Origin of the sequence: Streptomyces sp. NPDC006552, assembly GCF_040611655.1 — a bacterium.
In the GTDB taxonomy this organism is placed as follows: domain Bacteria; phylum Actinomycetota; class Actinomycetes; order Streptomycetales; family Streptomycetaceae; genus Streptomyces.
This window is the reverse complement of record NZ_JBEXOS010000002.1, coordinates 240099-261107: the sequence shown is the minus strand read 5'-3', so window position 1 is coordinate 261107 and position 21009 is coordinate 240099. Positions and strand designations below refer to the sequence as shown.

Here is a 21009-nt window from a genome sequence, read left to right as displayed (position 1 = left end):
CATCACGGCTGGAGACGGGGTAATCAACATATCTGGCGTTGACTTTTGGCACGCTGTTGAGTTCTCAAGGAACGGACGCTTCCTTTGTACTCACCCGAGAGACTCTCTCGCGGCTTTCCTCCGGGCGCTTCCCTTCGGTCTTGCGTTTCCGACTCTATCAGATCTTTCCGATCCGATTTCCTCGGGGTCCTGCTGGTCCTACTGGTGTTTCTTTTCGCTTTCCGGTCTTTCGGCCTTCCGGCGGTGTCGACTCTATCAGATCCTTTCGGGCCTGATTCCCTGTCAACCGGGTTTGCCTTCCGGGTCGTTGACCCTTTCGGCGAGTGAGACTTTAGCGGAATCCCGGCCCCCGACCTAATCGGGGCCCCGTCCTTTCGAACGTGGATTCCTCATTCCGCAAAGGCGTGCACAAACGGCACGACGAAAGGACGTCGTGCGTTCGAGTAGGTCTTGCGGAATGGTGTCCGGGGACCGGCCAGAGGCGGCGCTCACGTCGGACAACTCGGAGAACACTACGTATGGCCCCGGGACGTGTCAACCTCACGCCCCGGGCCGCGCCGAGCGTCAGCTACTGGTGCCGCCGGCCAGTTCGCGGCTGCGGTCACGGGCCGCTTCCAGGGCGGCGATGAGCGCCGCCCGCACGCCGTGGTTCTCGAGCTCGCGGATCGCGTTGATGGTCGTACCGGCGGGGGACGTGACGTTCTCCCGGAGCTTGACCGGGTGTTCGCCGCTGTCACGGAGCATCGTGGCCGCGCCGATGGCGGACTGGACGATGAGGTCGTGCGCCTTGTCGCGGGGCAGGCCCAGGAGGATGCCCGCGTCCGTCATCGCTTCGACCAGGTAGAAGAAGTACGCCGGGCCCGAGCCGGAGAGGGCCGTGCAGGCGTCCTGCTGGGACTCCGGGACGCGCAGCGTCTTGCCCACCGAGCCGAAGATGGACTCGGCGTGGCTGAGGTGGGCGGCGGTCGCGTGCGTGCCCGCGGAGATGACGGACATCGCCTCGTCGACGAGGGCCGGGGTGTTGGTCATGACGCGGACCACCGGGGTGCCCGGCGCCAGCTTCTCCTCGAAGAAGGTGGTGGGGATGCCGGCCGCGCCGCTGATGACGAGGCGGTCCGCCGGGAGGTGCGGGGCCAGTTCCGCGAGGAGCGCGCCCATGTCCTGGGGCTTCACCGTGAGGATCAGGGTGTCGGCCTTCTCTGCCGCCTCCTGGTTGCTGACCGGGGTGACGCCGTGGCGGGCGCGCAGCTCCTCGGCGCGCTCCGCGCGGCGGGCCGTCACCATCAGCTCCGCGGGCTCCCAGCCACCGCGGATCATGCCGCTGAGCAGCGCTTCGCCGATCTTGCCCGTACCGAGTACGGCGACCTTGTGGCGCGGGTGCGGGCTCGTCTGGATCGTCTGGCTCATGTCGGCTCGGGCCTTCCGTGTGCGTCGTGGTCCGGACGCATCCTCGCACCGGCCGGGCCGTCGCCCCGGGGGTGTCCGGTGGACGGACGGGCCCCGGACGTCTCCCGCGCCGGCCGGTCGCCGCCGGGCCCTACGCCTTCTTCTTGCCTGCCGGCTTCTTGCCCGTCGCCTTCTTGGCGGGGTTGCCGGCGCGCCGGGTGGTGCGGCGCTCGTACTGGTCGCGCGCCGTCTCGTACTCATGCCTGCGCAGTTTCTCGCCCGGTGCCTCGGTCAGGCAGCGCAGGGCGTGGGCGGCGAGGACGCCGACGAAGCCGATGGTCAGGAAGCCGCGCAGGGACGCCTGGCGTTCCGGGTCGGGGCGCTGGGTGAAGCCGCTCCAGGTGCGGCTGAAGGCGAAGGCGCTGCAGACCGCGAACATGACGACGACCAGGACGTTGACGAACGCGCCGACGTCCGCGATGGCCAGCCCCTGGTAGGCGAAGCGCAGGACGAGGCAGCCGGCCACCGCGGCGAGGAGCGCGCCCACGCCGACGGCGGCGCGGCGCAGGACGTAGCCGTCGCCGTGGTCCACCCAGCTCGTCCCGAAGAAACGGATCTCTTCGGGACGGGGGCCGGGGGCCGGGGAGGTGCTGGGGGGCCGGGGGCCGGTGTCGTCGCTCACGCCTCGATTATCCCCGGTGCCCGCCGGGTCCCGGGCGGGTCAGCCGCAGCGGCCCGTGACGTAGCCGTCGCTGCCGGTCCTGACGTAGGCGTCGGAGACGTACTCGCCGACGCCGATGTTGTCCCAGATGTTCGTGGTGCCGTACGGGCCGGTGACGGCCTGGCCCGGCTTCTGGCAGTTGATCGTCACTCGCGCGCCGCGCGGCAGGGTGCGCACCACGCGGTACTGGGTGCCGGGGCCGCTGCGGACGTTCACGTTGTACCCCGGAGCGGTGGGGTAGGAGCCGGCGGCGACCGCCGTCATCTCCGCGGCCACCGCGGTCCCGGAGATCTCCGGGACCGCGGTGCGGCCCGCCGTCTCCGTCGTCGTCTCCGTCGCGTCCGTTATGCCCTCTACCGCCATGTCTGTCTCCCCCGTCGAGCGTCGAACGAGGTCTCGTTCAGCATTCGTTGAGGCCCCGTTGAAATGGTGGTGCTGAACTGAACTCCGTACGCGCCGGTGCGGACAGTCCGCGCACTCCGTGGCACGCGGAGGCTAGCAAGCCCCCGTCGGCCCGGACGAACCATCGACTAGGCTCCGTGCGTCGCGCGCCCACAGCGCTCGCGCACGAGGCCGGGTCCGGGCTCGTGGCACCACGATCCCGGCGCGCACGACGATCACGACGACATCCACGGGGGTGGACATGCCGTCACGGCCGGGCTTCGGGCCCGACGCGGAAGCGGAACGTCCGGAGTATGCCGGGCACTACCGCCTGGAGGAGCGCCTGGGAGCGGGCGGCATGGGCGTCGTGCATCTGGCGCGTTCCTCGGCCGGGCTGCCGCTCGCGGTGAAGGTGGTGCACGCCGAGTTCGCCAAGGACCCCGAGTTCAGGGGGCGGTTCCGGCAGGAGGTGGCGGCCGCGCGGCGGGTCAGCGGGGCGTTCACGGCCTCCGTGGTGGACGCCGATCCGGATGCCGACCGGCCGTGGATGGCCACGCTGTACATCCCGGGCCCGACCCTCGCCGAGCACGTCAAGCGGAACGGGCCGCTGACCCCGGCGCAGCTGCGGCACGTCACCGCGGGTCTGGCCGAGGCGCTGCGCGACATCCACCGCGTCGGTGTGGTGCACCGCGATCTGAAGCCCAGCAACGTGCTGCTGGCCGAGGACTGCCCCAAGGTCATCGACTTCGGCATCTCGCGGCCGAAGGACAGCGAACTGCGCACCGAGACGGGGAAGCTGATCGGCACCCCGCCGTTCATGGCGCCGGAGCAGTTCCGCCGGCCGCGCGAGGTCGGTCCGGCCGCCGATGTGTTCGCCCTCGGTTCTGTGCTGGTGCACGCGGCGACCGGGCGCGGCCCCTTCGACTCGGACAGCCCGTACCTCGTCGCGTACCAGGTCGTGCACGACGAGCCGGATGTGACGGGGGTGCCGCCGGAGCTGGCGCCGCTGGTGCTGCGCTGTCTCGCCAAGGAGCCACAGGACCGGCCCACGCCCGATGAGCTGATGGCCGAGATGCGGAGCATGTCGGCGCGGTACGACACGCAGACGTTCGCGGCGCACGCGTTCGCCACCCGGTGGGACGCCGGCCCGGCGGCGGGTTCGTTCGTACCGGAGCAGCGGGGGCCGGCGGAGCGGTCGGGGGTCTGGGAGCGCCCCGGGCCGGCCGGACCGGCGGAGGCTTCGGCCGCTGCCGGGGCCGACGGCCCTGAGCCGCCCGGTGCCGAGTCCCCCGGGCCCGCAGCCGTCGCGGAGCGGCCGCGTCGCCGTTTGCGCACGCGGGTCGGGGTGGCGGTGGCGGCCGCGCTCGCGGTGGGGGGCGTGCTCGTCGCGGGGCTGACGCTGGTCCCGCAGGATGCCGAGGGTTCCGGCCCCCGGACGGCCGCGGCCGAGGCGCCCGCGCCGTTCCGGGCCTGGAGCCGTCGGCTGGGTTCGGGGGCGGCGCCCGTGTGCTCGTACGGGAAGGGGGCGCTGCGCTGTACGGCGCCCGGGGTGCTCGCCGCGTCGCTCGATCCGCGTGACGGAAGTGTGCTCTGGCTGCGCAAGGCGTCCGGTGGCGCCGTCGGCTCAGCCGCGCCGGTGCTCGCCGGCGGGCTGCTCCAGGTGGTCTCCCCGGACGGCGCGCGGCTCTATGCGCTCGACCCGGCGACCGGGCGTACCCGCTGGTCGATGGGGGTCTCGGCCTATCAGGGGCAGGTGCAGCCCGCGGGCGACGCCGTGCTGCTGGCCGCCCCGGACGGGACGCTGACCGCGGTCGACGCCGGTACGGGCGAGCGGCGCTGGCGGCAGCGGCTGCCTGTGCGCCAGCCGGTGCTCGCGTACTTCGGCGGCGGTCTGGCCTACGTGACGACTCTGGCGCCGGACGGGGTGAACACCCTGGTGAGCGCGGTGGACACGGCGACGGGCGCGGTGCGCTGGCAGCAGCGGTCGCCGGGTTCGGTGACACCGGCGGGGGTGGCCGACGGGGTGCTCTGGTGCACGCGGCGCGGCGTGGACGACGCGACCGTGGCGCTGGTCGGCCACCGGACGGCCGACGGCAAGGCCGTGCGGAGCGTGACGATGACGCTCGCGCTGCCCCAGGCGACGGCGACGGTGCACGACGGCACGGCGTATCTGCTCGCCACGGGCGGAGGTCTGGTGGCGCAGGATCTCGCGTCGGGCAAGCAGCTGTGGCGCTCGGAGACCTCGGTGAGCCGGGGTTCGGCGCCGGCCGTCGACGAGGAGGGCCGGGTCTACGCGGCGGCTCCCGACGGCCGTCTCCTGGCCGTCGCGCCCGGTACCGGCGCGCCGCTGGGCCAGACGCGGCCCCGGCCCGGCGCCCGCGCGGACCGGGTGGTGGCCGAGCTGCGGACACCGGTGGTGGCCGGCGGGCGGGTGTACGGGAGCGCGCCGGACGGCACCGTCTTCGGGGTGGACGGACGCCACTCCGAAAACTGGTGAGCCCGGTGCGCCCGCGGCGCTCCGAAGGGCGGGGTCAGCCGAGCTTGGAGACGTCGCGGACGGCGCCGCGGTCGGCGCTGGTGGCCATCGCCGCGTACGCGCGCAGGGCCGCGGAGACCTTGCGCTCGCGCGCCTTGGGGGCGTAGACGCCGTCCAGGGCCGCGCGGCGCGCGGCCAGCTCCTCGTCGGGGACGAGCAGTTCGATGGTGCGGCCGGGGATGTCGATGCGGATGCGGTCGCCGTCCTCGACGAGCGCGATGGCGCCGCCGGCGGCCGCCTCGGGCGAGGCGTGGCCGATGGAGAGCCCGGACGTGCCGCCGGAGAAGCGGCCGTCGGTGACGAGCGCGCAGGCCTTGCCGAGGCCGCGGCCCTTCAGGTACGAGGTCGGGTAGAGCATCTCCTGCATACCGGGGCCGCCCTTGGGGCCCTCGTAGCGGATGACGACGACGTCGCCCTCCTTGACCTGCTTGAGCAGGATCTTCTGGACGGCCTCCTCCTGCGACTCGCAGACGACGGCCGGGCCCTCGAAGGTCCAGATGGACTCGTCGACACCGGCGGTCTTCACGACGCAGCCGTCCACGGCGAGGTTGCCCTTGAGGACGGCGAGGCCGCCGTCCTCGGAGTAGGCGTGGGCGACGTCACGGATGCAGCCGCCGGCCGCGTCCGTGTCGAGGCTGTCCCACCGCTCGGACTGCGAGAAGGCCGTGGCGGAGCGCTTGCAGCCGGGAGCGGCGTGCCACAGCTCGACCGCCTCCTCGGACGCCGAGCCGCCGCGGACGTCCCAGGTGCCGAGCCACTCCTTGATGGACGCGGAGTGGACGGTGTGCACGTCCTCGTGGAGCATCCCGCCGCGGTACAGCTCACCGAGGATGGCGGGGATGCCGCCGGCGCGGTGCACGTCCTCCATGTAGTACGTGCCGCCGGGCGCCACGTTCGGGGCGACCTTGGAGAGGCAGGGGACGCGGCGCGAGACGGCGTCCATGTCGGCCAGCGTGTACTCCAGCTCGGCCTCCTGCGCGGCGGCCAGCAGGTGCAGGATCGTGTTGGTGGAGCCACCCATGGAGATGTCGAGCGCCATGGCGTTGTCGAACGCGGCGCGGGTGGCAATGGAGCGCGGCAGGACCGACGCGTCGTCGCCGTCGTAGTAGCGCTTGGCGATCTCGACGACCGTGGCGCCTGCCCTCTCGTACAGCGCCTTGCGGGCGGTGTGGGTGGCGAGCACCGAGCCGTTGCCCGGCAGGGAGAGGCCGATGGCCTCGGTCAGGCAGTTCATCGAGTTGGCGGTGAACATGCCGGAACAACTGCCGCAGGTCGGGCAGGCGTTCTCCTCGATACGGAGGATGTCCTCGTCCGAGATGCTCTCGTCGACCGCGTCACTGATCGCGTTGACCAGGTCCAGCTTGCGCACGGTGCCGTCGACGAGCGTGGCCTTGCCGGCTTCCATGGGGCCGCCGGAGACGAAGACGGTCGGGATGTTCAGCCGCAGCGCGGCGTTGAGCATGCCCGGGGTGATCTTGTCGCAGTTGGAGATGCAGACCAGGGCGTCCGCGCAGTGCGCCTCGACCATGTACTCGACCGAGTCCGCGATCAGGTCGCGCGAGGGCAGGCTGTAGAGCATGCCGCCGTGGCCCATCGCGATGCCGTCGTCGACGGCGATGGTGTTGAACTCGCGGGGGATGCCGCCCGCGGCGACGACCGCCTCGCTGACGATGCGGCCCACCGGCGCCAGGTGCGTGTGCCCGGGGACGAACTCGGTGAACGAGTTGGCCACGGCGATGATCGGCTTCCGGCCGATGTCCGCACCGGGTACACCGGAGGCGCGCATAAGGGCGCGTGCGCCCGCCATGTTGCGGCCGTGGGTGACTGTGCGGGACCTCAGCTCGGGCATCGTCGCTCGCTCCTTAGGGCAGAAAAGACGTGCCTCCGAGCGTACGCCGCCCTTCCGCACCCTGGACACCCTGTCCAGATGGCGGGACGGTCGTCTCACGACGCGTGGCGGCCCCGCCCAGGAGAGCGTACGGACGCACACGTCTCCTGACGCGCGGACGGCACGGCCACGCGCGCGTGCTCACGAACGCGGGACGCGGACCGCGGACGCCAGGTGGAGCCGGGTGAAGGCGAGCGCCTCGGCGAGGTCGGCCTCGCGTTCGGCGCTCAACATGGCGCGCCGCGTGTTGACCTCGATGACCACGTGCCCGTCGAACCCGCTGCCCGCCAGCCGCTCCAGCAGCTCGGCGCAGGGCTGCGTGCCGCGGCCCGGCACCAGGTGCTCGTCCTTGTTCGACCCGTTGCCGTCGGCGAGGTGGACGTGGCCGAGCCGGTCCCCCATCCGGTCGACCATCCGCATCGCGTCCGTGCGGGCGGTGGCGGTGTGGCTCAGGTCGACGGTGAAGTGGCGGTAGTCGTCCTTGGTGACGTCCCAGTCGGGCGCGTAGGCGAGCATCTCGCGGTCCCGGTAGCGCCACGGGTACATGTTCTCCACCGCGAACCGCACATCCGTCTCGTCGGCCATCCGCCACACGCCGGTGACGAACTCCCGGGCGTAGGTGCGCTGCCAGCGGAAGGGCGGGTGCACCACGACGGTCGACGCGCCGAGCTTCTCGGCCGCCGCCTTCGCGCGCTGCAGCTTCACCCAGGGGTCGGTGGACCAGACCCGCTGCGTGATCAGCAGACAGGGCGCGTGCACGGCCAGGATCGGGATGCGGTGGTAGTCGCTGAGCCGGCGCAGGGCCTCGATGTCCTGGCTGACGGGGTCGGTCCAGACCATGACCTCGACGCCGTCGTAGCCCAGGCGCGCGGCGATCTCGAAGGCCGTCGCCGTCGACTCCGGATACACCGAGGCGGTCGACAGGGCGACCTTCGCATCCGGGATGCGCACCACTGGTTCTGCCACGCAGACAGAGTACGGGGCCCCGCGGGGCGCGAGCCAAGGTGGGCGCCCGGCCCTGTGCGCACCCGGAGCCGCTCAGAGGGAGGGCCGGGCTCCCGGCAGGTGGTCCAGACGGCGCAGGATGACGCCCTCCCGCAGCGCCCAGGGGCAGACCTCCAGCGTCTCCACCCCGAAGAGGTCCATCGCCCCCTCCGCCACCAGCGCCCCCGCGAGCAGCTGGCCGGCCCGGCCCTCCGAGACGCCGGGCAGTTCCGCCCGCTCGGCCACGGTCATCGCGCCGAGCCGCGGCACCCAGTCCTCCAGGGACTTGCGCTTCAACTCCCGCTGGACGTAGACCCCCTCGGCGGACCGGGCCGCCCCGGCCAGCCGGGCCAGCTGCTTGAACGTCTTCGAGGTGGCCACCACGTGGTCCGGCGCCCCGAACCGGCTGAACTCCCCCACGCTCCGGGCGATCTGCGCCCGCACATGGCGCCGCAGCGCCTTGACGTCCGCCGGGTCGGCCGGGTCCCCGGGCAGCCACGCGGCCGTCAGCCGGCCCGCGCCGAGCGGCAGCGACACCACCGCGTCCGGCTCCTCGTCCATCCCGTACGCGATCTCCAGCGAGCCGCCGCCGATGTCGAGCACCAGCAGCTTCCCCGCCGACCACCCGAACCACCGGCGCACGGCCAGGAACGTGAGCCGTGCCTCCTCCGCCCCGCTCAGCACCCGCAGCTCGACCCCGGTCGCGGCCTTGACCTCGGCCAGCACCGCGTCCGCGTTGCTCGCGTCACGTACGGCGGAGGTGGCGAAGGGCACCAGATCCTCGACGCCCTTGTCCTCGGCGGCCTCCAGCGCGACCCGCACGGTGTCGACGAGCCGCTCCACCCCGTCGGCCCCGATCGCCCCGCGGGTGTCGAGAAGTTGGGCCAGGCGCAGCTCGGCCTTGTGCGAGTGCGCGGGCAGCGGCCGGGCGCCCCTGTGCGCGTCCACCACGAGCAGATGAACCGTATTCGAACCCACGTCGAGGACACCGAGTCTCATAGAGGGAACGCTACTGCGCCCCCCTGCCCGTCCGGCCGCCGCGGAGGTCTTCCCGTCCCCCTCCGCGCGCTTACTCTGGAATCGTGCCAAAGACGAAAAAGGCCAAGGCCGACAAGAGCGACAAGAAGACCAAGTCGGCAAAGCAGCAGCAGGTGGAGCAGCCGTCCCAGCCGCTCCTGCAGATCCAGGCCGCCCGGCCGGGTCCGCCGGACGAGCAGGGGATCGACTTCCCGCGCGCGTGGGTCGAGTTCCCCGACCCGGCCGACGAGGAGCAGGTGTTCCGCTGCGACCTCACCTGGCTGACCTCCCGTTGGAGCTGCATCTTCGGCAGCGGCTGCCAGGGCATCCAGGCGGGCCGCGCGGACGACGGCTGCTGCACGCTGGGCGCGCACTTCTCGGACGAGGACGACGAGAAGCGGGTGGCGCAGCACGTGGCGCGCCTGACGCCGGACATCTGGCAGCACCACGAGGTGGGCACGCAGAGCGGCTGGGTGTCGACGGACGAGGACGGGGAGCGCCAGACCCGCCCGTACCAGGGGTCGTGCATCTTCCAGAACCGCCCGGGGTTCGCCGGCGGCATGGGCTGCTCGCTGCACATCCTGGCGCTCAAGGAGGGCCGCGAGCCGCTGGAGACCAAGCCCGACGTCTGCTGGCAGCTGCCGGTCCGCCGTACGTACGAGTGGATCGACCGGCCCGACGACACGCGTGTGCTCCAGGTCTCGATCGGCGAGTACGACCGCCGCGGCTGGGGCCCGGGCGGCCACGACCTGCACTGGTGGTGCACGTCGGCGACCTCGGCGCACGGCGCGGGCGACCCGGTGTACGTCTCGTACGGCCCGGAGCTGACCGAGCTGATGGGCAAGGACGGGTACGCGAAGCTGGTCGAGCTGTGCGAGCAGCGGCTGGCCGCGCTGTCGGCGGGCCTCCCGCTGCCGGCCCCGCACCCGGCGGACCCCGTGCTGTAGCGCACCCGGGGCCGCCGGTCCACGGGCCTACGGCGACGTGGTCCCCCCGGTGCCGGACGGCGCGGGTGAGGAGTCGCTCGGCGTCGGGTCCGGGGAAGTCGGATCCGGGTCGGGCGAGCTCGGGTCGGGGCCGGAGGGCGGTGGGTCGCCAGGGTCGGTGGACGGGTCGGAGGGACCGGACGGGTCGGGCTCGCCGGTCCCCGGGCCGTGGCCGTGCCCGTGTCCCGGGCCGTGGCCGTGACCGGGTACGTGGCCGTGGCCATGACCGGTCCCGTGGCCGGGCTGGCCGCTGCCCCAGCGCCCGTACCCCTCGATGGAGATGACGGCGCCGGACGGATCGATCGCCACGCGCGCGCTCCAGTGCCCGCGCGGCTCGCGGTCCTGGTCGACGTGGACCTGGAGGGTGACCGACTCCCCGGGGCGCAGCGTCCCGGACGACCGGCTGAGGTACAGCCAGGAGGCGCCGGTGCGGGCGGACCACTCGACGGCGGAACTGCCCGACGCGGTCAGCGTGATGAGGGTCGTGGCCCCGCTGGGCTGCGCCGCCACGGTGAGCCGCCCGGGGCCCGCGCCCGCGCGCGTGGGTGGTGAGATCACCTCTACCGAGACGTCCGGCGCGTGGCCGTCCTTGGTGAAGCGGGGGTCGGGGGCGGTGCTGGCGTTGCCCGCGTTCTCGTAGGCGTCGCCGTCGTGCCCGCCGTCCAGGGAGCCGGGGCCGCCCAGCTCGCCCGCGCTGATGGAGCGGCCGTCGGTGCCCTCGCCGGTCTGCGGGGCGCCGCGGTAGGCGGCCCACAGGGCGATGACGGGGGCGGCCACCACGGTGGCGACGACCGTCGTGGTCACGGCGCGGGAGCGCAGCCGGTCCCGCCGGGCCGCCCGGTCCTTGGGGTCCATCGGGAAGCCGCGCCGGTCGAAGCGGGGCGCGCCGCCGGGGTGCGGGGCGTGCATCGCCCGGTGCAGGGCGGCCCGGGGAGCCTCCACGAGGGGCAGGGCGGCGGGCGTCACGGAGGTGCCGGGCCAGGAGCCGGGGGCGGCGCGCTCGGCGGTGCGCCGGCAGCGCGGGCAGTCGTCGACGTGCCGCACCAGTTCGCGCCGCAGGGCGCTGGAGAGCAGCAGCTGGTTGTCGCCGGTGAGGCGGGCGACGCTGGGGCAGGTCCCGGTCTCCACGACGGCCAGGGCGGTGCGGGTCCGCTCGACCTCGCAGGCGGCGGCCGCGAGCAGGTCGCGGGTGACGCCGGGGTCGGTGCCGAGGACGGCCGCGACCTCGCGCGGCGCCAGCTGGTGGCGCACCGCCAGTTCGAGCGCCTCGCGCTGCTCGGGCGTGGTGCCGGCCGCCTCCGGCCAGGCGAGCTGGGCGAGTTGGCGGCGGCGCTCCTCGTGCAGGAGCGTGTCCTCGGGGGCCGGGGCGGGGGCGGCGGCGCTCTCCGGGGGCTCGGGCGGCCGCTTGCCGGAGGCGTGCGTGCCCTGCCGCCGGCGCTTGGCCTCGGCGAGGCGGCGCAGACAGGACCAGCGGGCGAGCGCGTACAGCCAGGCCCTGCGGTCGGCCTCGGAGTCGGCGGCCGGGGCTCGGGAGCCGCGGCGCTCGGCGAGGGCGAGGGCGTCCCCGAGCGCGGCGATCGCCTCGTCGTGGTCGCAGAGCACGGAGAGGCAGTACGTGAACAGGCCGTCCAGGCAGGGCTCGTACCGAGCCGGCGGACGCTGCTGGACGGCGCGCGGCACCGGCCGCCTCGTCCCGGGGCGGTGCGCCCGGTGTGCGCCGGTGGAGTGTGTGGTGGTTTCCGGCCTGCTGCTCATCACCCGTGCGACCGTAGGCGGCGGTCAGGGGCCTCTTCAGGCGCCTTGAGCACTTTTAATCCTTACGGGTGAAACGATCCCTCAAAAGGGGACAGGAACTCGGTATGCCGTGGCCAGCGCAGTACATGGGGCAACCGCCGGTGGCATGTTCCGCGGCCGCGGCGGGGCCTCGGCGGCGTGGCCGGAGACCGGCGGCGGCCGCATTGTCAGAGGGGGCCGCTACGGTTCCGTGCATGGCTGCCCGTACGAAATCCGCGAAGGACCGTCCGTCCTACCGCTGCACCGAATGCGGCTGGCAGACGGCCAAGTGGCTGGGCCGCTGCGCCGAGTGCCAGGCGTGGGGGACGATCGAGGAGTACGGCGCGCCCGCGGTGCGCACGACGGCGCCCGGCCGCGTCACGACGTCCGCCCTGCCCATCGGCCAGGTGGACGGCAAGCAGGCGACCGCCCGCAGCACCGGCGTGCCCGAGCTGGACCGGGTGCTCGGCGGCGGCCTGGTGCCCGGCGCGGTGGTCCTGGTCGCGGGCGAGCCCGGCGTCGGCAAGTCCACCCTGCTCCTGGACGTGGCCGCCAAGGCGGCCGACGCCGAGCACCGGACGCTCTATGTCACGGGTGAGGAGTCGGCCTCCCAGGTCCGGATGCGCGCCGACCGGATCAAGGCGATCGACGACCACCTGTACCTGGCGGCCGAGACCGACCTCTCCGCGGTCCTCGGCCACCTGGACGCGGTCAAGCCGGCCCTGCTGATCATGGACTCTGTCCAGACGGTGGCCTCCCCCGAGATCGACGGTGCGCCCGGCGGCATGGCGCAGGTCCGTGAGGTCGCCGGCGCGCTGATCCGCGCTTCCAAGGAGCGCGGCATGTCCACGCTGCTCGTGGGCCACGTCACGAAGGACGGCGCGATCGCGGGCCCCCGCCTCCTGGAGCACCTCGTGGACGTCGTCCTCAGCTTCGAGGGCGACCGGCACGCGCGGCTGCGCCTGGTCCGCGGCGTCAAGAACCGGTACGGGACGACGGACGAGGTCGGCTGCTTCGAACTGCACGACGAGGGCATCACCGGCCTCACCGACCCCTCCGGCCTCTTTTTGACCCGGCGCGACGAGCCGGTCCCCGGCACCTGCCTGACCGTCACCCTGGAGGGCCGTCGCCCGCTGGTCGCCGAGGTCCAGGCCCTGACGGTGGACTCCCAGATCCCCTCGCCGCGCCGCACCACCTCCGGCCTGGAGACCTCCCGCGTCTCCATGATGCTCGCCGTGCTCGAACAGCGCGGCCGGATCAGCGCCCTGGGCAAAAGGGACATCTACACCGCGACGGTCGGCGGGGTGAAGCTCGGTGAGCCCGCCGCCGACCTCGCCGTCGCGCTCGCCCTCGCCTCCGCCGCGAGCGACACCCCGCTGCCGAAGAACCTCGTCGCGATCGGGGAAGTGGGCCTGGCGGGCGAGGTGAGACGGGTCACCGGAGTCCAGCGCCGGCTCGCCGAGGCGCACCGGCTCGGCTTCACACACGCGCTGGTGCCGGGCGATCCCGGCAAGATCCCGGCCGGTATGAAGGTCCTGGAAGTCGCCGACATAGGGGACGCTCTGCGGGTGCTGCCGAAGAGCCGTCGGCGAGAGGCCCCACGGGAGACGGAGGAGCGCCGGTAGACTTTGCCCTGGTCTCGCCTGTGCGTGCGAACGCGCCAAATCCCAGGGCGGCGCCTCAGAGTCTGCGATCCGGAGGAGTGCAGTGGCAGCCAACGACCGGGCGGCAGCTCTCGGTAAGTGGGGGTCCCCCCGGACGGAGTCCGCCGGAGGGAGCTCCGGCACGGACGGTTCGATGCGCGCGGCGCTGAGCGCGGTGGCGCCCGGCACCGGCCTGCGGGACGGTCTGGAGCGCATCCTGCGCGGCAACACCGGAGGGCTCATCGTCCTCGGCTCCGACAAGACGGTCGAGTCGATGTGCACCGGCGGCTTCGTCCTTGACGTGGAGTTCACCGCCACGCGCCTGCGCGAGCTGTGCAAGCTCGACGGCGGCATCGTGGTCTCCTCGAACCTCGACAAGATCCTGCGGGCCGGCGTCCAGCTGGTCCCGGACCCGATGATCCCCACCGAGGAGACCGGCACCCGGCACCGCACCGCGGACCGGGTCAGCAAGCAGGTCGCCTACCCCGTCGTCTCCGTCTCGCAGTCGATGCGGCTGATCGCGCTCTACGTGGACGGCCAGCGCCGCGTCCTGGAGGACTCGGCGGCCATCCTGTCGCGGGCCAACCAGGCGCTCGCCACCCTGGAGCGGTACAAGCTGCGCCTCGACGAGGTCGCGGGCACGCTCTCCGCGCTGGAGATCGAGGACCTGGTCACCGTCCGGGACGTCACCGCGGTCGCCCAGCGCCTGGAGATGGTGCGCCGTATCGCCACCGAGATCGCCGAGTACGTGGTGGAGCTGGGCACCGACGGGCGCCTGCTGGCGCTCCAGCTCGACGAGTTGATCGCCGGCGTCGAGCCCGAGCGCGAGCTCGTCGTACGGGACTACGTGCCCGAGCCGACGGCCAAGCGGTCCCGCACCGTCGACGAGGCCCTCACCGAGCTGGACTCCCTGCACCACGGCGAGCTGCTCGAACTGCCCACCGTGGCCCGCGCGTTGGGCTACACCGGCTCCCCCGAGGCGCTGGACTCGGCCGTGTCGCCGCGCGGCTTCCGGCTCCTCGCCAAGGTGCCGCGGCTGCCCGGGGCGATCATCGACCGGCTGGTCGAGCACTTCGGCGGCCTGCAGAAGCTGCTCGCCGCCAGCGTGGACGACCTGCAGACCGTGGACGGTGTCGGCGAGGCGCGGGCGCGCAGCGTCCGGGAGGGGCTGTCCCGGCTGGCGGAGTCCTCGATCCTGGAGCGGTACGTCTGATCCCGGAGCGGTACGTCTGATCCCGGAGCGGTACGTCTCAGGGCTGCCGTCTGCGGGCGTGCCCGGTGGGGCGTCAGTCCGCCTTCAGGACGAACGACGTCTGCGTCCCGGCGAGCTGCGCCCCCTTGACCTCCACCAGGTACGTGCCGAACCCGGCGCTGCCGGCCGGCGGCGTGGCGCAGCGGGGCGCGCTCGGCTTCCGGTCCCAGGTCAGCGTCTTGGTGACCTTGCCGCCCGCCGGCACCTGCATCAGCAACGTGCCCGCCCCGGCCGGGCAGTCCTCGGACGACCAGTACTTCTTGTCGTCGTCCGCCTTCGTGATCGTGACGACCGTCGTCCGGGGGCCGAAGTCCACCTTGCAGGTCTTCTCGGTCGTGTTCTTGACGACCACTTCGAGCTTCGGCTTCTGCCCGGGCGCGTAGGAGTTGCGCAGGCTGCGCACCGACAGCGTCACGCCGCCCGTCGTGCAGTCCGGCAGGCTGGAACCGGCCGGGACCAGGTCGCCGGAGACCGAACCGGGCACGCTGCCACCGCCGTTGCCGCCGCCGGCGCCCGCCGTGCCGCCCGAGCCGGCGCCGCCGTCCGCGCCCGCGGAGCCGCCCGTGCCCGCGCCGGAACCCGAGCCGCCGCCCGCGCCGGAACCGCCCGACTCGTCGCGGCCGCCCGGGTGTTCGCTGATCGCGGGACCGGTGCCGGAGGGGCCCGGCGTGATGGCGTCCGTCGGGTGTTTGCCGTTGGATCCGTCGGCGCCGTTGTTCCCGTTCCCGCCGCCCAAGTTGACGATCCAGACGACGAGCAGCGCGAGCAGCGCCACAACGGACGCCAGAACGACCCTCCGTCGCCAGTAGATGGAGGAGGGGAGCGGCCCGATCGGATTGCGCAGAGATCCCACGACCCAAACCTTACGAGAGAACGGGCCGTTGTCCCGCGTGCACCCGCCGCCTCCCGTCAAGTTTTCCGGATCATCATCACGCACGGGTCCTCGGCGGGGTGCCGGGCGCCCGCGAGATGTGGCGCGGCCCGGTCATTGCGTACTGTCCGTCACCATGGGAACCATCGACTCCGATCTCTATCGCGGCATCACCGATTTCGCCCACGACACCCCCTCGTGGTTCCAGCACCTCATGGAGGTGTGGACGGAACTGGGTCTGCTGTTGTTCGCCGGGCTGTTCGTCCTCGCGTGGGCGCGGGCGCGGCGCGGTGATCCGCGGGCCTTCGCCGTCGCGGTGCTCGCGCCGCTGGGGACCGCGGTGGCGTATGTGTGCAGCGAGTTGATCAAGTCGGGGATCGACGAGGAGCGGCCGTGCCGGGCCGTCTCGGGGGCGTTGCCGTCCTTGGTGGCATGCCCGGTCTACGGGGACTGGTCCTTCCCCAGCAACCACGCCACCATCGCCGCCGCGGCGGCGGTCGGACTGGCGCTGGCCTGGCCGCGGATCGGGCTGCTGACCGTGCCGATGGCGCTTCTCATGGCGTTCTCGCGGGTCTTCGTGGGCGTGCACTACCCGCACGACGTCGCCACCGGTCTGCTGCTCGGCACGCTGGTCACCCTGCTCGTCGTACGCCTCCTCACGCGTCCGGGGGCGCGGGTGACCGAGGCGATGCGCGGGTCCGGGAACGGGCTCGTGCGCTGGTTCGCGGGGCCGGGGCCGGCCACCCGGGGGTACGGATCGTCGCCCCTGCATGACGGACGGTCGCGGGGCGGCGCCCACCGGCGGTGACGGGTGCGCCGGGTCCAAGGGCGCGTACCCGGCGCACTACCCGCGCGTACCCCGGCCGCACGCCCGCCGCCCGTCCGCCCGGAGGCGGGTCGGCCCCGGACCCGCGCGGCGACGTGGCAGGATCGGGGGGCCATGACTGCGCTCACGAAGACCCCCGAGAACGTCCCCGGCCGCTCCGATCTTCACGAACCCGTCATCGACTGGTTCGACGACCACGCCCGCGATCTGCCGTGGCGCCGCCCGGACGCGGGCCCGTGGGCCGTGATGGTCAGCGAGTTCATGCTCCAGCAGACACCGGTGAGCCGGGTGCTGCCCGTGTACGAGCAGTGGATCGCCCGCTGGCCCCGCCCCGCCGACCTCGCGAAGGACGCCCCGGGCGAGGCCGTACGGGCCTGGGGCCGGCTCGGCTACCCGCGCCGGGCCCTGCGCCTGCACGGCGCCGCCGTCGCCATAACGGAACGGCACGGTGGCGACGTACCGACCGCGCACGCCCAGCTCCTCGCGCTGCCCGGCATCGGGGAGTACACGGCGGCCGCCGTCGCGTCGTTCGCGTACGGGCAGCGGCACGCCGTCCTCGACACGAACGTGCGGCGGGTCCTCGCCCGCGCCGTGGCCGGGGTGCAGTACCCGCCGAACGCCACCACCGCGGCCGAGCGCAAGCTGGCCCGCGCCCTGCTGCCCGAGCAGGACGAGGTCGCCGCCAAGTGGGCCGCCGCCTCCATGGAGTTGGGCGCGCTGGTGTGCACGGCCAAGAACGAGGAGTGCCCCCGCTGCCCGATCGCCGCGCAGTGCGTGTGGCGGCTGGCCGGCAAGCCCGCGCACGACGGGCCCGCGCGGCGCGGACAGACGTACGCGGGGACGGACCGCCAGGTGCGCGGCAAACTGCTGGCCGTGCTGCGCGACGCCCCCGGCCCCGTGCCGCAGGCCGCGCTCGACCGGGTCTGGCACGAGCCGGTGCAGCGCGCCCGGGCCCTGGACGGGCTGGTCGACGACGGGCTCGTGGAGCCGCTGCCGGGCGGGCTGTACCGGCTTCCCATGGGCTGAGCCGGGAGATCGCACGGCGGTTTCGGGGTTCGTTACACAACCGACGGACAGCCGTGCGTTCGCCGCAGGCTGGAACGGACAGCGCCGTGACAACACCTCCGTAACTTCGTCCCCATGACCGCACATGACCGGTGCGGGACCACGGGGAACAGGTAGCGGGAGGCGGTTGATCATGGCGCACGGCGGAGAGGTGCTCGGGTTCGAGGAGTACGTCCGGACGCGGCAGGACGCCCTGCTGCGCAGTGCCCGGCGGCTGGTGCCGGACCCCGTCGACGCCCAGGACCTGCTGCAGACCGCGCTCGTGCGGACGTACGGCCGCTGGGAGGGCATAGCCGACAAGCGGCTGGCCGACGCCTACCTGCGCCGGGTCATGATCAATACGCGGACCGAGTGGTGGCGTGCCCGGAAGCTGGAAGAGGTCCCGACCGAGCAGCTTCCCGAGTCCGTGGTGGACGACTCCACCGAGCAGCACGCCGACCGCGCGCTCCTGATGGACATCATGAAGGTGCTGGCTCCGAAGCAGCGCAGTGTCGTGGTGCTGCGACACTGGGAGCAGATGTCCACAGAGGAGACGGCCGCCGCCCTCGGCATGTCGGCCGGAACCGTGAAGAGCACGCTGCACCGGGCCCTCGCCCGGCTCCGTGAGGAGCTGGAGAGCCGTGACCGCGAAGAGCTGGTGTCCCGCGCGCTCGAACGTGAGGAGCGGGAGCGTTGCGCGGCCTAGGCACACGTGCCTCTCGGTTCCGTGGGGTCCTGAGGGTTCTGAGGGCGGGGAGTTCGGCTGTGGCCGGGCTCGCCGCCGTCGGGGTTCTCCTCGGGGCCCTCGTGGCCTGTTCCGCCGGCGGGACCGGCGCCCGTGACGAGGGCCCGGCCCGGACGGACCCGGTGGGCTCGACCGAGCCGGCCGCCTCCGCGAGCGCCTCCCCCTCCGCGATCCCGAAGACGGTGAACGCGGTACGGCTGGTGAAGGACGACCCCCGGGTCAGTACCGACATCAAGCGCGACCTGAAGCCGTGCGTGGCGAACGAGTACCCGGTCGACGTCAGTTACGGCAACCTGACCGGCGGTGCGTCGAGCGATGTCGTGGTCAATGTGATGACCTGCGGTGACGCCGTCGGCATCGGGACCTACGTCTACCGCGACGAGGGCGGCAGCTACCGGAACGTGTTCCAGACCGAGGAGCCCCCGGTCTACGCGGAGATAGACCGGGGTGATCTGGTGGTCACCAAGCAGGTCTACGAGAAGGGCGACTCGGTCTCCTCTCCGTCGGGCGAGGAAGTGCTCACGTACCGCTGGAGCGGAACCCGCTTCGCCCAGCGGAGCCGCACCCACAACGACTACAGCCACGCCGTGGACGGGGAGTCCCCCGCCCCCACGGACGACGGCTGAGACCGGCACAGAGTTCGGAAAGATCGGATGGAGACCGCATGGGCGCCATGGGCGAGCGCAAGGGGGAGCAGACCCACGTGCTGTTCGTCGAGGACGACGACGTCATCCGCGAGGCCACCCAGCTCGCCCTGGAGCGGGACGGCTTCGCGGTCACGGCCATGCCGGACGGGCTCGCGGGGCTCGAGGCGTTCCGCGCGGACCGGCCCGACATCGCGCTGCTCGATGTGATGGTGCCGGGGCTGGACGGGGTCTCCCTGTGCCGCCGTATCCGGGACGAGTCCACGGTCCCGGTGATCATGCTCTCCGCCCGCGCGGACTCCATCGACGTCGTGCTCGGTCTGGAGGCCGGGGCCGACGACTACGTGACCAAGCCGTTCGACGGGGCGGTGCTCGTCGCCCGCATCCGGGCCGTGCTGCGTCGCTTCGGGCACGCGGGCGGCCCGGCGGCGGGCGGCTCCCAGGCCGTGGCGGAGGCGGCCGGCGCGGAGGGCGGCGTGCTGCACTTCGGCGATCTGGAGATCGACACGGAGGGCATGGAGGTGCGCAAGGACGGCGCCACCGTGGCGCTGACGCCGACCGAGATGCGGCTGCTCCTGGAGTTCTCCTCGGCGCCCGGCACCGTCCTCTCCCGCGACAAGCTCCTGGAGCGCGTCTGGGACTACGGCTGGGGCGGGGACACCCGCGTCGTCGACGTCCATGTCCAGCGGCTGCGTACGAAGATCGGCCAGGACCGTATCGAGACGGTCCGCGGCTTCGGCTACAAACTGAAGGCCTGAGCGGGCTGGTGGGGAAGCGGATATGAGGGGGACGAGACGGGACGCGGGGCCGCCGCGCCCACGCCGGGTACGCGCCACGCGGGAGGGGGCTCCGCGCTCGCGCGCCACCCTGCGCACCCTCCTGCCCCGGCGGCTGCGGCGCACCCTGCACACCGGGGTGCGGTGGAAGATCAGCGTGGCGATCGCGCTGGTCGGCGCCCTCGTCGCCATCGCCCTGAGCCTGGTGGTGCACAACGCCGCCCGGGTCTCGATGCTGGACAACGCACGCGATGTGCAGGACGAGCGGATCCAGTTCGTGCAGCGGCAGTTCGAGGCCCGCGGCGGCAATCTGCCGGTCGGGTTCAAGGTCAACGACCCCGACCTGCCGCGCGAGCTGCGGACCAAGGCGCTCTCCGGCCGCCGCGCCACCTACGTCTCCGAACCGTCGAACGGCGTGCCCGACATCTGGGCCGCGGTCCCGCTGAGCAACGGCGACCTGCTCTCCGTGCACACCCGGTTCACCGACCGCAGCGCCACCGTCATGAAGGACCTCGACAAGGCGCTGCTCATCGGCTCCATCTCGGTCGTCCTCGGCGGCAGCGCGCTCGGTGTGCTCATCGGCGGCCAGCTCTCGCGCCGCCTGCGCAAGGCGGCCGGCGCGGCCCGCGAGGTCGCCCGGGGCGGGACCGACGTCCGCGTACGGGAGGCCATCGGCGGGGTGGTGCGCGACGAGACCGACGACCTCGCCCGGGCCGTCGACGCGATGGCCGACGCGCTTCAGCAGCGGCTCGAAGCCGAGCGCCGGGTCACCGCGGACATCGCGCACGAGCTGCGCACCCCGGTCACCGGCCTGCTCACGGCGGCCGAGCTGCTGCCCGAGGGCCGGCCGAGCGAGCTGGTGAAGGACCGCGCTCAGGCCATGCGCACGCTGGTCGAGGACGTGCTCGAAGTGGCCCGCCTGGACAGCGCCGCCGAGCGGGCCGAGTTGCAGGACATCATGCTCGGCGAGTTCGTGGAGCGCCGGATCGCGGCCCGCGCCGCCGACGGCGTCCGCGTCCAGGTGATCCACGAGTCCGAGGTGACGACCGACCCGCGCCGCCTGGAGCGCATCCTGATCAACCTCCTGGCGAACGCGTCCAAGCACGCCCGGCCGCCCATAGAGGTCAGCGTCGAGGGCCGTGTCATCCGGGTCCGCGACCACGGGCCCGGGTTCCCGGAGGAGCTGCTGGAGGAGGGGCCGAGCCGGTTCCGCACCGGCGCCGCCGACCGCGCGGGCCACGGTCACGGCCTCGGCCTGACCATCGCGGCGGGCCAGGCCCAGGTGCTGGGCGCCCGCCTCACCTTCCGTAACGTACGGCCGCCGGGAGCCGAACCCGGCACTCCGGCGGAGGGCGCCGTGGCGGTGCTGTGGCTGCCGGAGCACGCCCCGACCAACACCGGGAGCTTCCCGATGCTGCGGCTGCCCGACACCAGCACGTAGCACCCGGGCGCCGCGTGTACGTACCCGAAGAGAACCGGCCCCGGCGCCGAAGCGCCGGGGCCGGTCACAGCCGAGTGCGGATGAGGGGGCGGCCC

Annotated in this window: 18 protein-coding genes; 10 read left to right on the top strand and 8 right to left on the bottom strand. The window is 73.2% G+C overall.

Going from position 1 to position 21009, the window contains the following annotated elements:
- Positions 1-564 precede the first annotated feature (564 nt).
- From proC to ABZY33_RS02440, 3 genes are all read right to left on the bottom strand, one after another.
- Complete coding sequence (gene proC, locus ABZY33_RS02450) at positions 565-1407, bottom strand: pyrroline-5-carboxylate reductase (RefSeq protein WP_356489561.1); 843 nt, start codon at positions 1405-1407, stop codon at positions 565-567.
- A 130-nt stretch (positions 1408-1537) separates the two neighbouring features.
- Positions 1538-2068: an EamA/RhaT family transporter gene (locus tag ABZY33_RS02445; RefSeq protein ID WP_356489560.1), complete on the bottom strand. Its 531-nt coding sequence runs from the start codon at positions 2066-2068 to the stop codon at positions 1538-1540.
- A 39-nt stretch (positions 2069-2107) separates the two neighbouring features.
- Positions 2108-2371 carry an SH3 domain-containing protein gene (locus ABZY33_RS02440; protein ID WP_356489577.1) on the bottom strand — a complete coding sequence of 88 codons (264 nt, stop codon included), beginning with the start codon at positions 2369-2371 and terminating at the stop codon, positions 2108-2110.
- Between the two features lie 379 nt (positions 2372-2750).
- On the opposite strand from ABZY33_RS02440, the gene ABZY33_RS02435 reads away from it, so the two are divergent.
- Positions 2751-4985 (top strand): serine/threonine-protein kinase, encoded by a 2235-nt coding sequence (locus tag ABZY33_RS02435; protein WP_356489559.1) that lies wholly within the window; start codon positions 2751-2753, stop codon positions 4983-4985.
- 34 nt (positions 4986-5019) lie between these two features.
- Here ABZY33_RS02435 and ilvD read toward each other — a convergent pair whose 3' ends face one another.
- The 3 genes from ilvD to ABZY33_RS02420 all read right to left on the bottom strand — a co-directional run bounded on the left by ilvD (position 5020) and on the right by ABZY33_RS02420 (position 8895).
- Positions 5020-6873: a dihydroxy-acid dehydratase gene (gene ilvD, locus ABZY33_RS02430; protein WP_356489558.1), complete on the bottom strand. Its 1854-nt coding sequence runs from the start codon at positions 6871-6873 to the stop codon at positions 5020-5022.
- A 180-nt stretch (positions 6874-7053) separates the two neighbouring features.
- On the bottom strand, positions 7054-7878 hold the full coding sequence (locus ABZY33_RS02425) for a sugar phosphate isomerase/epimerase (protein WP_356489557.1): 825 nt from the start codon (positions 7876-7878) through the stop codon (positions 7054-7056).
- Positions 7879-7950: 72 nt separating this feature from the next.
- Positions 7951-8895 carry a Ppx/GppA phosphatase family protein gene (locus tag ABZY33_RS02420; protein ID WP_356489556.1) on the bottom strand — a complete coding sequence of 315 codons (945 nt, stop codon included), beginning with the start codon at positions 8893-8895 and terminating at the stop codon, positions 7951-7953.
- Between the two features lie 83 nt (positions 8896-8978).
- Here ABZY33_RS02420 and ABZY33_RS02415 point away from each other — a divergent pair, with 83 nt between their 5' ends.
- On the top strand, positions 8979-9860 hold the full coding sequence (locus ABZY33_RS02415; protein ID WP_356489555.1) for a hypothetical protein: 882 nt from the start codon (positions 8979-8981) through the stop codon (positions 9858-9860).
- A gap of 27 nt (positions 9861-9887) precedes the next feature.
- On the opposite strand, the gene ABZY33_RS02410 is transcribed toward ABZY33_RS02415, so the two are convergent.
- A complete protein-coding gene (locus ABZY33_RS02410; protein WP_356489554.1) occupies positions 9888-11654 on the bottom strand; it encodes a hypothetical protein in 1767 nt (588 codons plus the stop codon).
- Positions 11655-11887: 233 nt separating this feature from the next.
- Between ABZY33_RS02410 and radA the strand changes: the two genes are divergently transcribed.
- Both radA and disA read left to right on the top strand, forming a co-directional pair.
- On the top strand, positions 11888-13297 hold the full coding sequence (gene radA, locus ABZY33_RS02405) for a DNA repair protein RadA (RefSeq protein ID WP_356489553.1): 1410 nt from the start codon (positions 11888-11890) through the stop codon (positions 13295-13297).
- 82 nt (positions 13298-13379) lie between these two features.
- Positions 13380-14528 (top strand): DNA integrity scanning diadenylate cyclase DisA, encoded by a 1149-nt coding sequence (gene disA / locus ABZY33_RS02400; protein WP_356489552.1) that lies wholly within the window; start codon positions 13380-13382, stop codon positions 14526-14528.
- Positions 14529-14601: 73 nt separating this feature from the next.
- Here the strand turns inward: disA and ABZY33_RS02395 are convergent, their stop codons facing one another.
- Positions 14602-15420, bottom strand: a complete 819-nt coding sequence (locus tag ABZY33_RS02395) for a hypothetical protein (protein ID WP_356489551.1) — start codon at positions 15418-15420, stop codon at positions 14602-14604.
- Positions 15421-15574: 154 nt separating this feature from the next.
- On the opposite strand from ABZY33_RS02395, the gene ABZY33_RS02390 reads away from it, so the two are divergent.
- The 6 genes from ABZY33_RS02390 (at position 15575) to cseC (ending at position 20914) form a co-directional block, all read left to right on the top strand.
- Positions 15575-16246 carry a phosphatase PAP2 family protein gene (locus tag ABZY33_RS02390; RefSeq protein WP_356489550.1) on the top strand — a complete coding sequence of 224 codons (672 nt, stop codon included), beginning with the start codon at positions 15575-15577 and terminating at the stop codon, positions 16244-16246.
- 132 nt (positions 16247-16378) lie between these two features.
- Positions 16379-17290, top strand: coding sequence for an A/G-specific adenine glycosylase (locus ABZY33_RS02385; protein WP_356489549.1), 912 nt, complete (start codon positions 16379-16381; stop codon positions 17288-17290).
- A gap of 172 nt (positions 17291-17462) precedes the next feature.
- On the top strand, positions 17463-18014 hold the full coding sequence (locus tag ABZY33_RS02380) for a SigE family RNA polymerase sigma factor (RefSeq protein ID WP_356489548.1): 552 nt from the start codon (positions 17463-17465) through the stop codon (positions 18012-18014).
- A gap of 29 nt (positions 18015-18043) precedes the next feature.
- Positions 18044-18679, top strand: coding sequence for a hypothetical protein (locus tag ABZY33_RS02375; RefSeq protein ID WP_356489576.1), 636 nt, complete (start codon positions 18044-18046; stop codon positions 18677-18679).
- 47 nt (positions 18680-18726) lie between these two features.
- The gene (cseB, locus tag ABZY33_RS02370) at positions 18727-19455 is read left to right on the top strand and encodes a two-component system response regulator CseB (protein ID WP_356489575.1); all 729 of its coding nucleotides are present in this window, start codon (positions 18727-18729) and stop codon (positions 19453-19455) included.
- A gap of 22 nt (positions 19456-19477) precedes the next feature.
- Entirely contained in the window at positions 19478-20914 is a 1437-nt protein-coding gene (cseC, locus tag ABZY33_RS02365; protein WP_356489547.1) for a two-component system sensor histidine kinase CseC, read from the top strand.
- The last annotated feature ends 95 nt before the right edge of the window (positions 20915-21009 follow it).

What these genes read in the sequence shown, in the direction of transcription:
- cseC (WP_356489547.1), top strand. Translation starts at nt 19,478, where the DNA reads ATGAGGGGGACGAGACGGGACGCGGGGCCGCCGCGCCCACGCCGGGTA.
- proC (WP_356489561.1), bottom strand. Translation starts at nt 1,407, where the DNA reads ATGAGCCAGACGATCCAGACGAGCCCGCACCCGCGCCACAAGGTCGCC.
- cseB (WP_356489575.1), top strand. Translation starts at nt 18,727, where the DNA reads ATGGGCGAGCGCAAGGGGGAGCAGACCCACGTGCTGTTCGTCGAGGAC.
- ABZY33_RS02410 (WP_356489554.1), bottom strand. Translation starts at nt 11,654, where the DNA reads ATGAGCAGCAGGCCGGAAACCACCACACACTCCACCGGCGCACACCGG.
- ABZY33_RS02390 (WP_356489550.1), top strand. Translation starts at nt 15,575, where the DNA reads ATGGGAACCATCGACTCCGATCTCTATCGCGGCATCACCGATTTCGCC.
- ilvD (WP_356489558.1), bottom strand. Translation starts at nt 6,873, where the DNA reads ATGCCCGAGCTGAGGTCCCGCACAGTCACCCACGGCCGCAACATGGCG.
- ABZY33_RS02385 (WP_356489549.1), top strand. Translation starts at nt 16,379, where the DNA reads ATGACTGCGCTCACGAAGACCCCCGAGAACGTCCCCGGCCGCTCCGAT.
- radA (WP_356489553.1), top strand. Translation starts at nt 11,888, where the DNA reads ATGGCTGCCCGTACGAAATCCGCGAAGGACCGTCCGTCCTACCGCTGC.
- ABZY33_RS02420 (WP_356489556.1), bottom strand. Translation starts at nt 8,895, where the DNA reads ATGAGACTCGGTGTCCTCGACGTGGGTTCGAATACGGTTCATCTGCTC.
- ABZY33_RS02380 (WP_356489548.1), top strand. Translation starts at nt 17,463, where the DNA reads ATGGCGCACGGCGGAGAGGTGCTCGGGTTCGAGGAGTACGTCCGGACG.
- ABZY33_RS02435 (WP_356489559.1), top strand. Translation starts at nt 2,751, where the DNA reads ATGCCGTCACGGCCGGGCTTCGGGCCCGACGCGGAAGCGGAACGTCCG.
- ABZY33_RS02440 (WP_356489577.1), bottom strand. Translation starts at nt 2,371, where the DNA reads ATGACGGCGGTCGCCGCCGGCTCCTACCCCACCGCTCCGGGGTACAAC.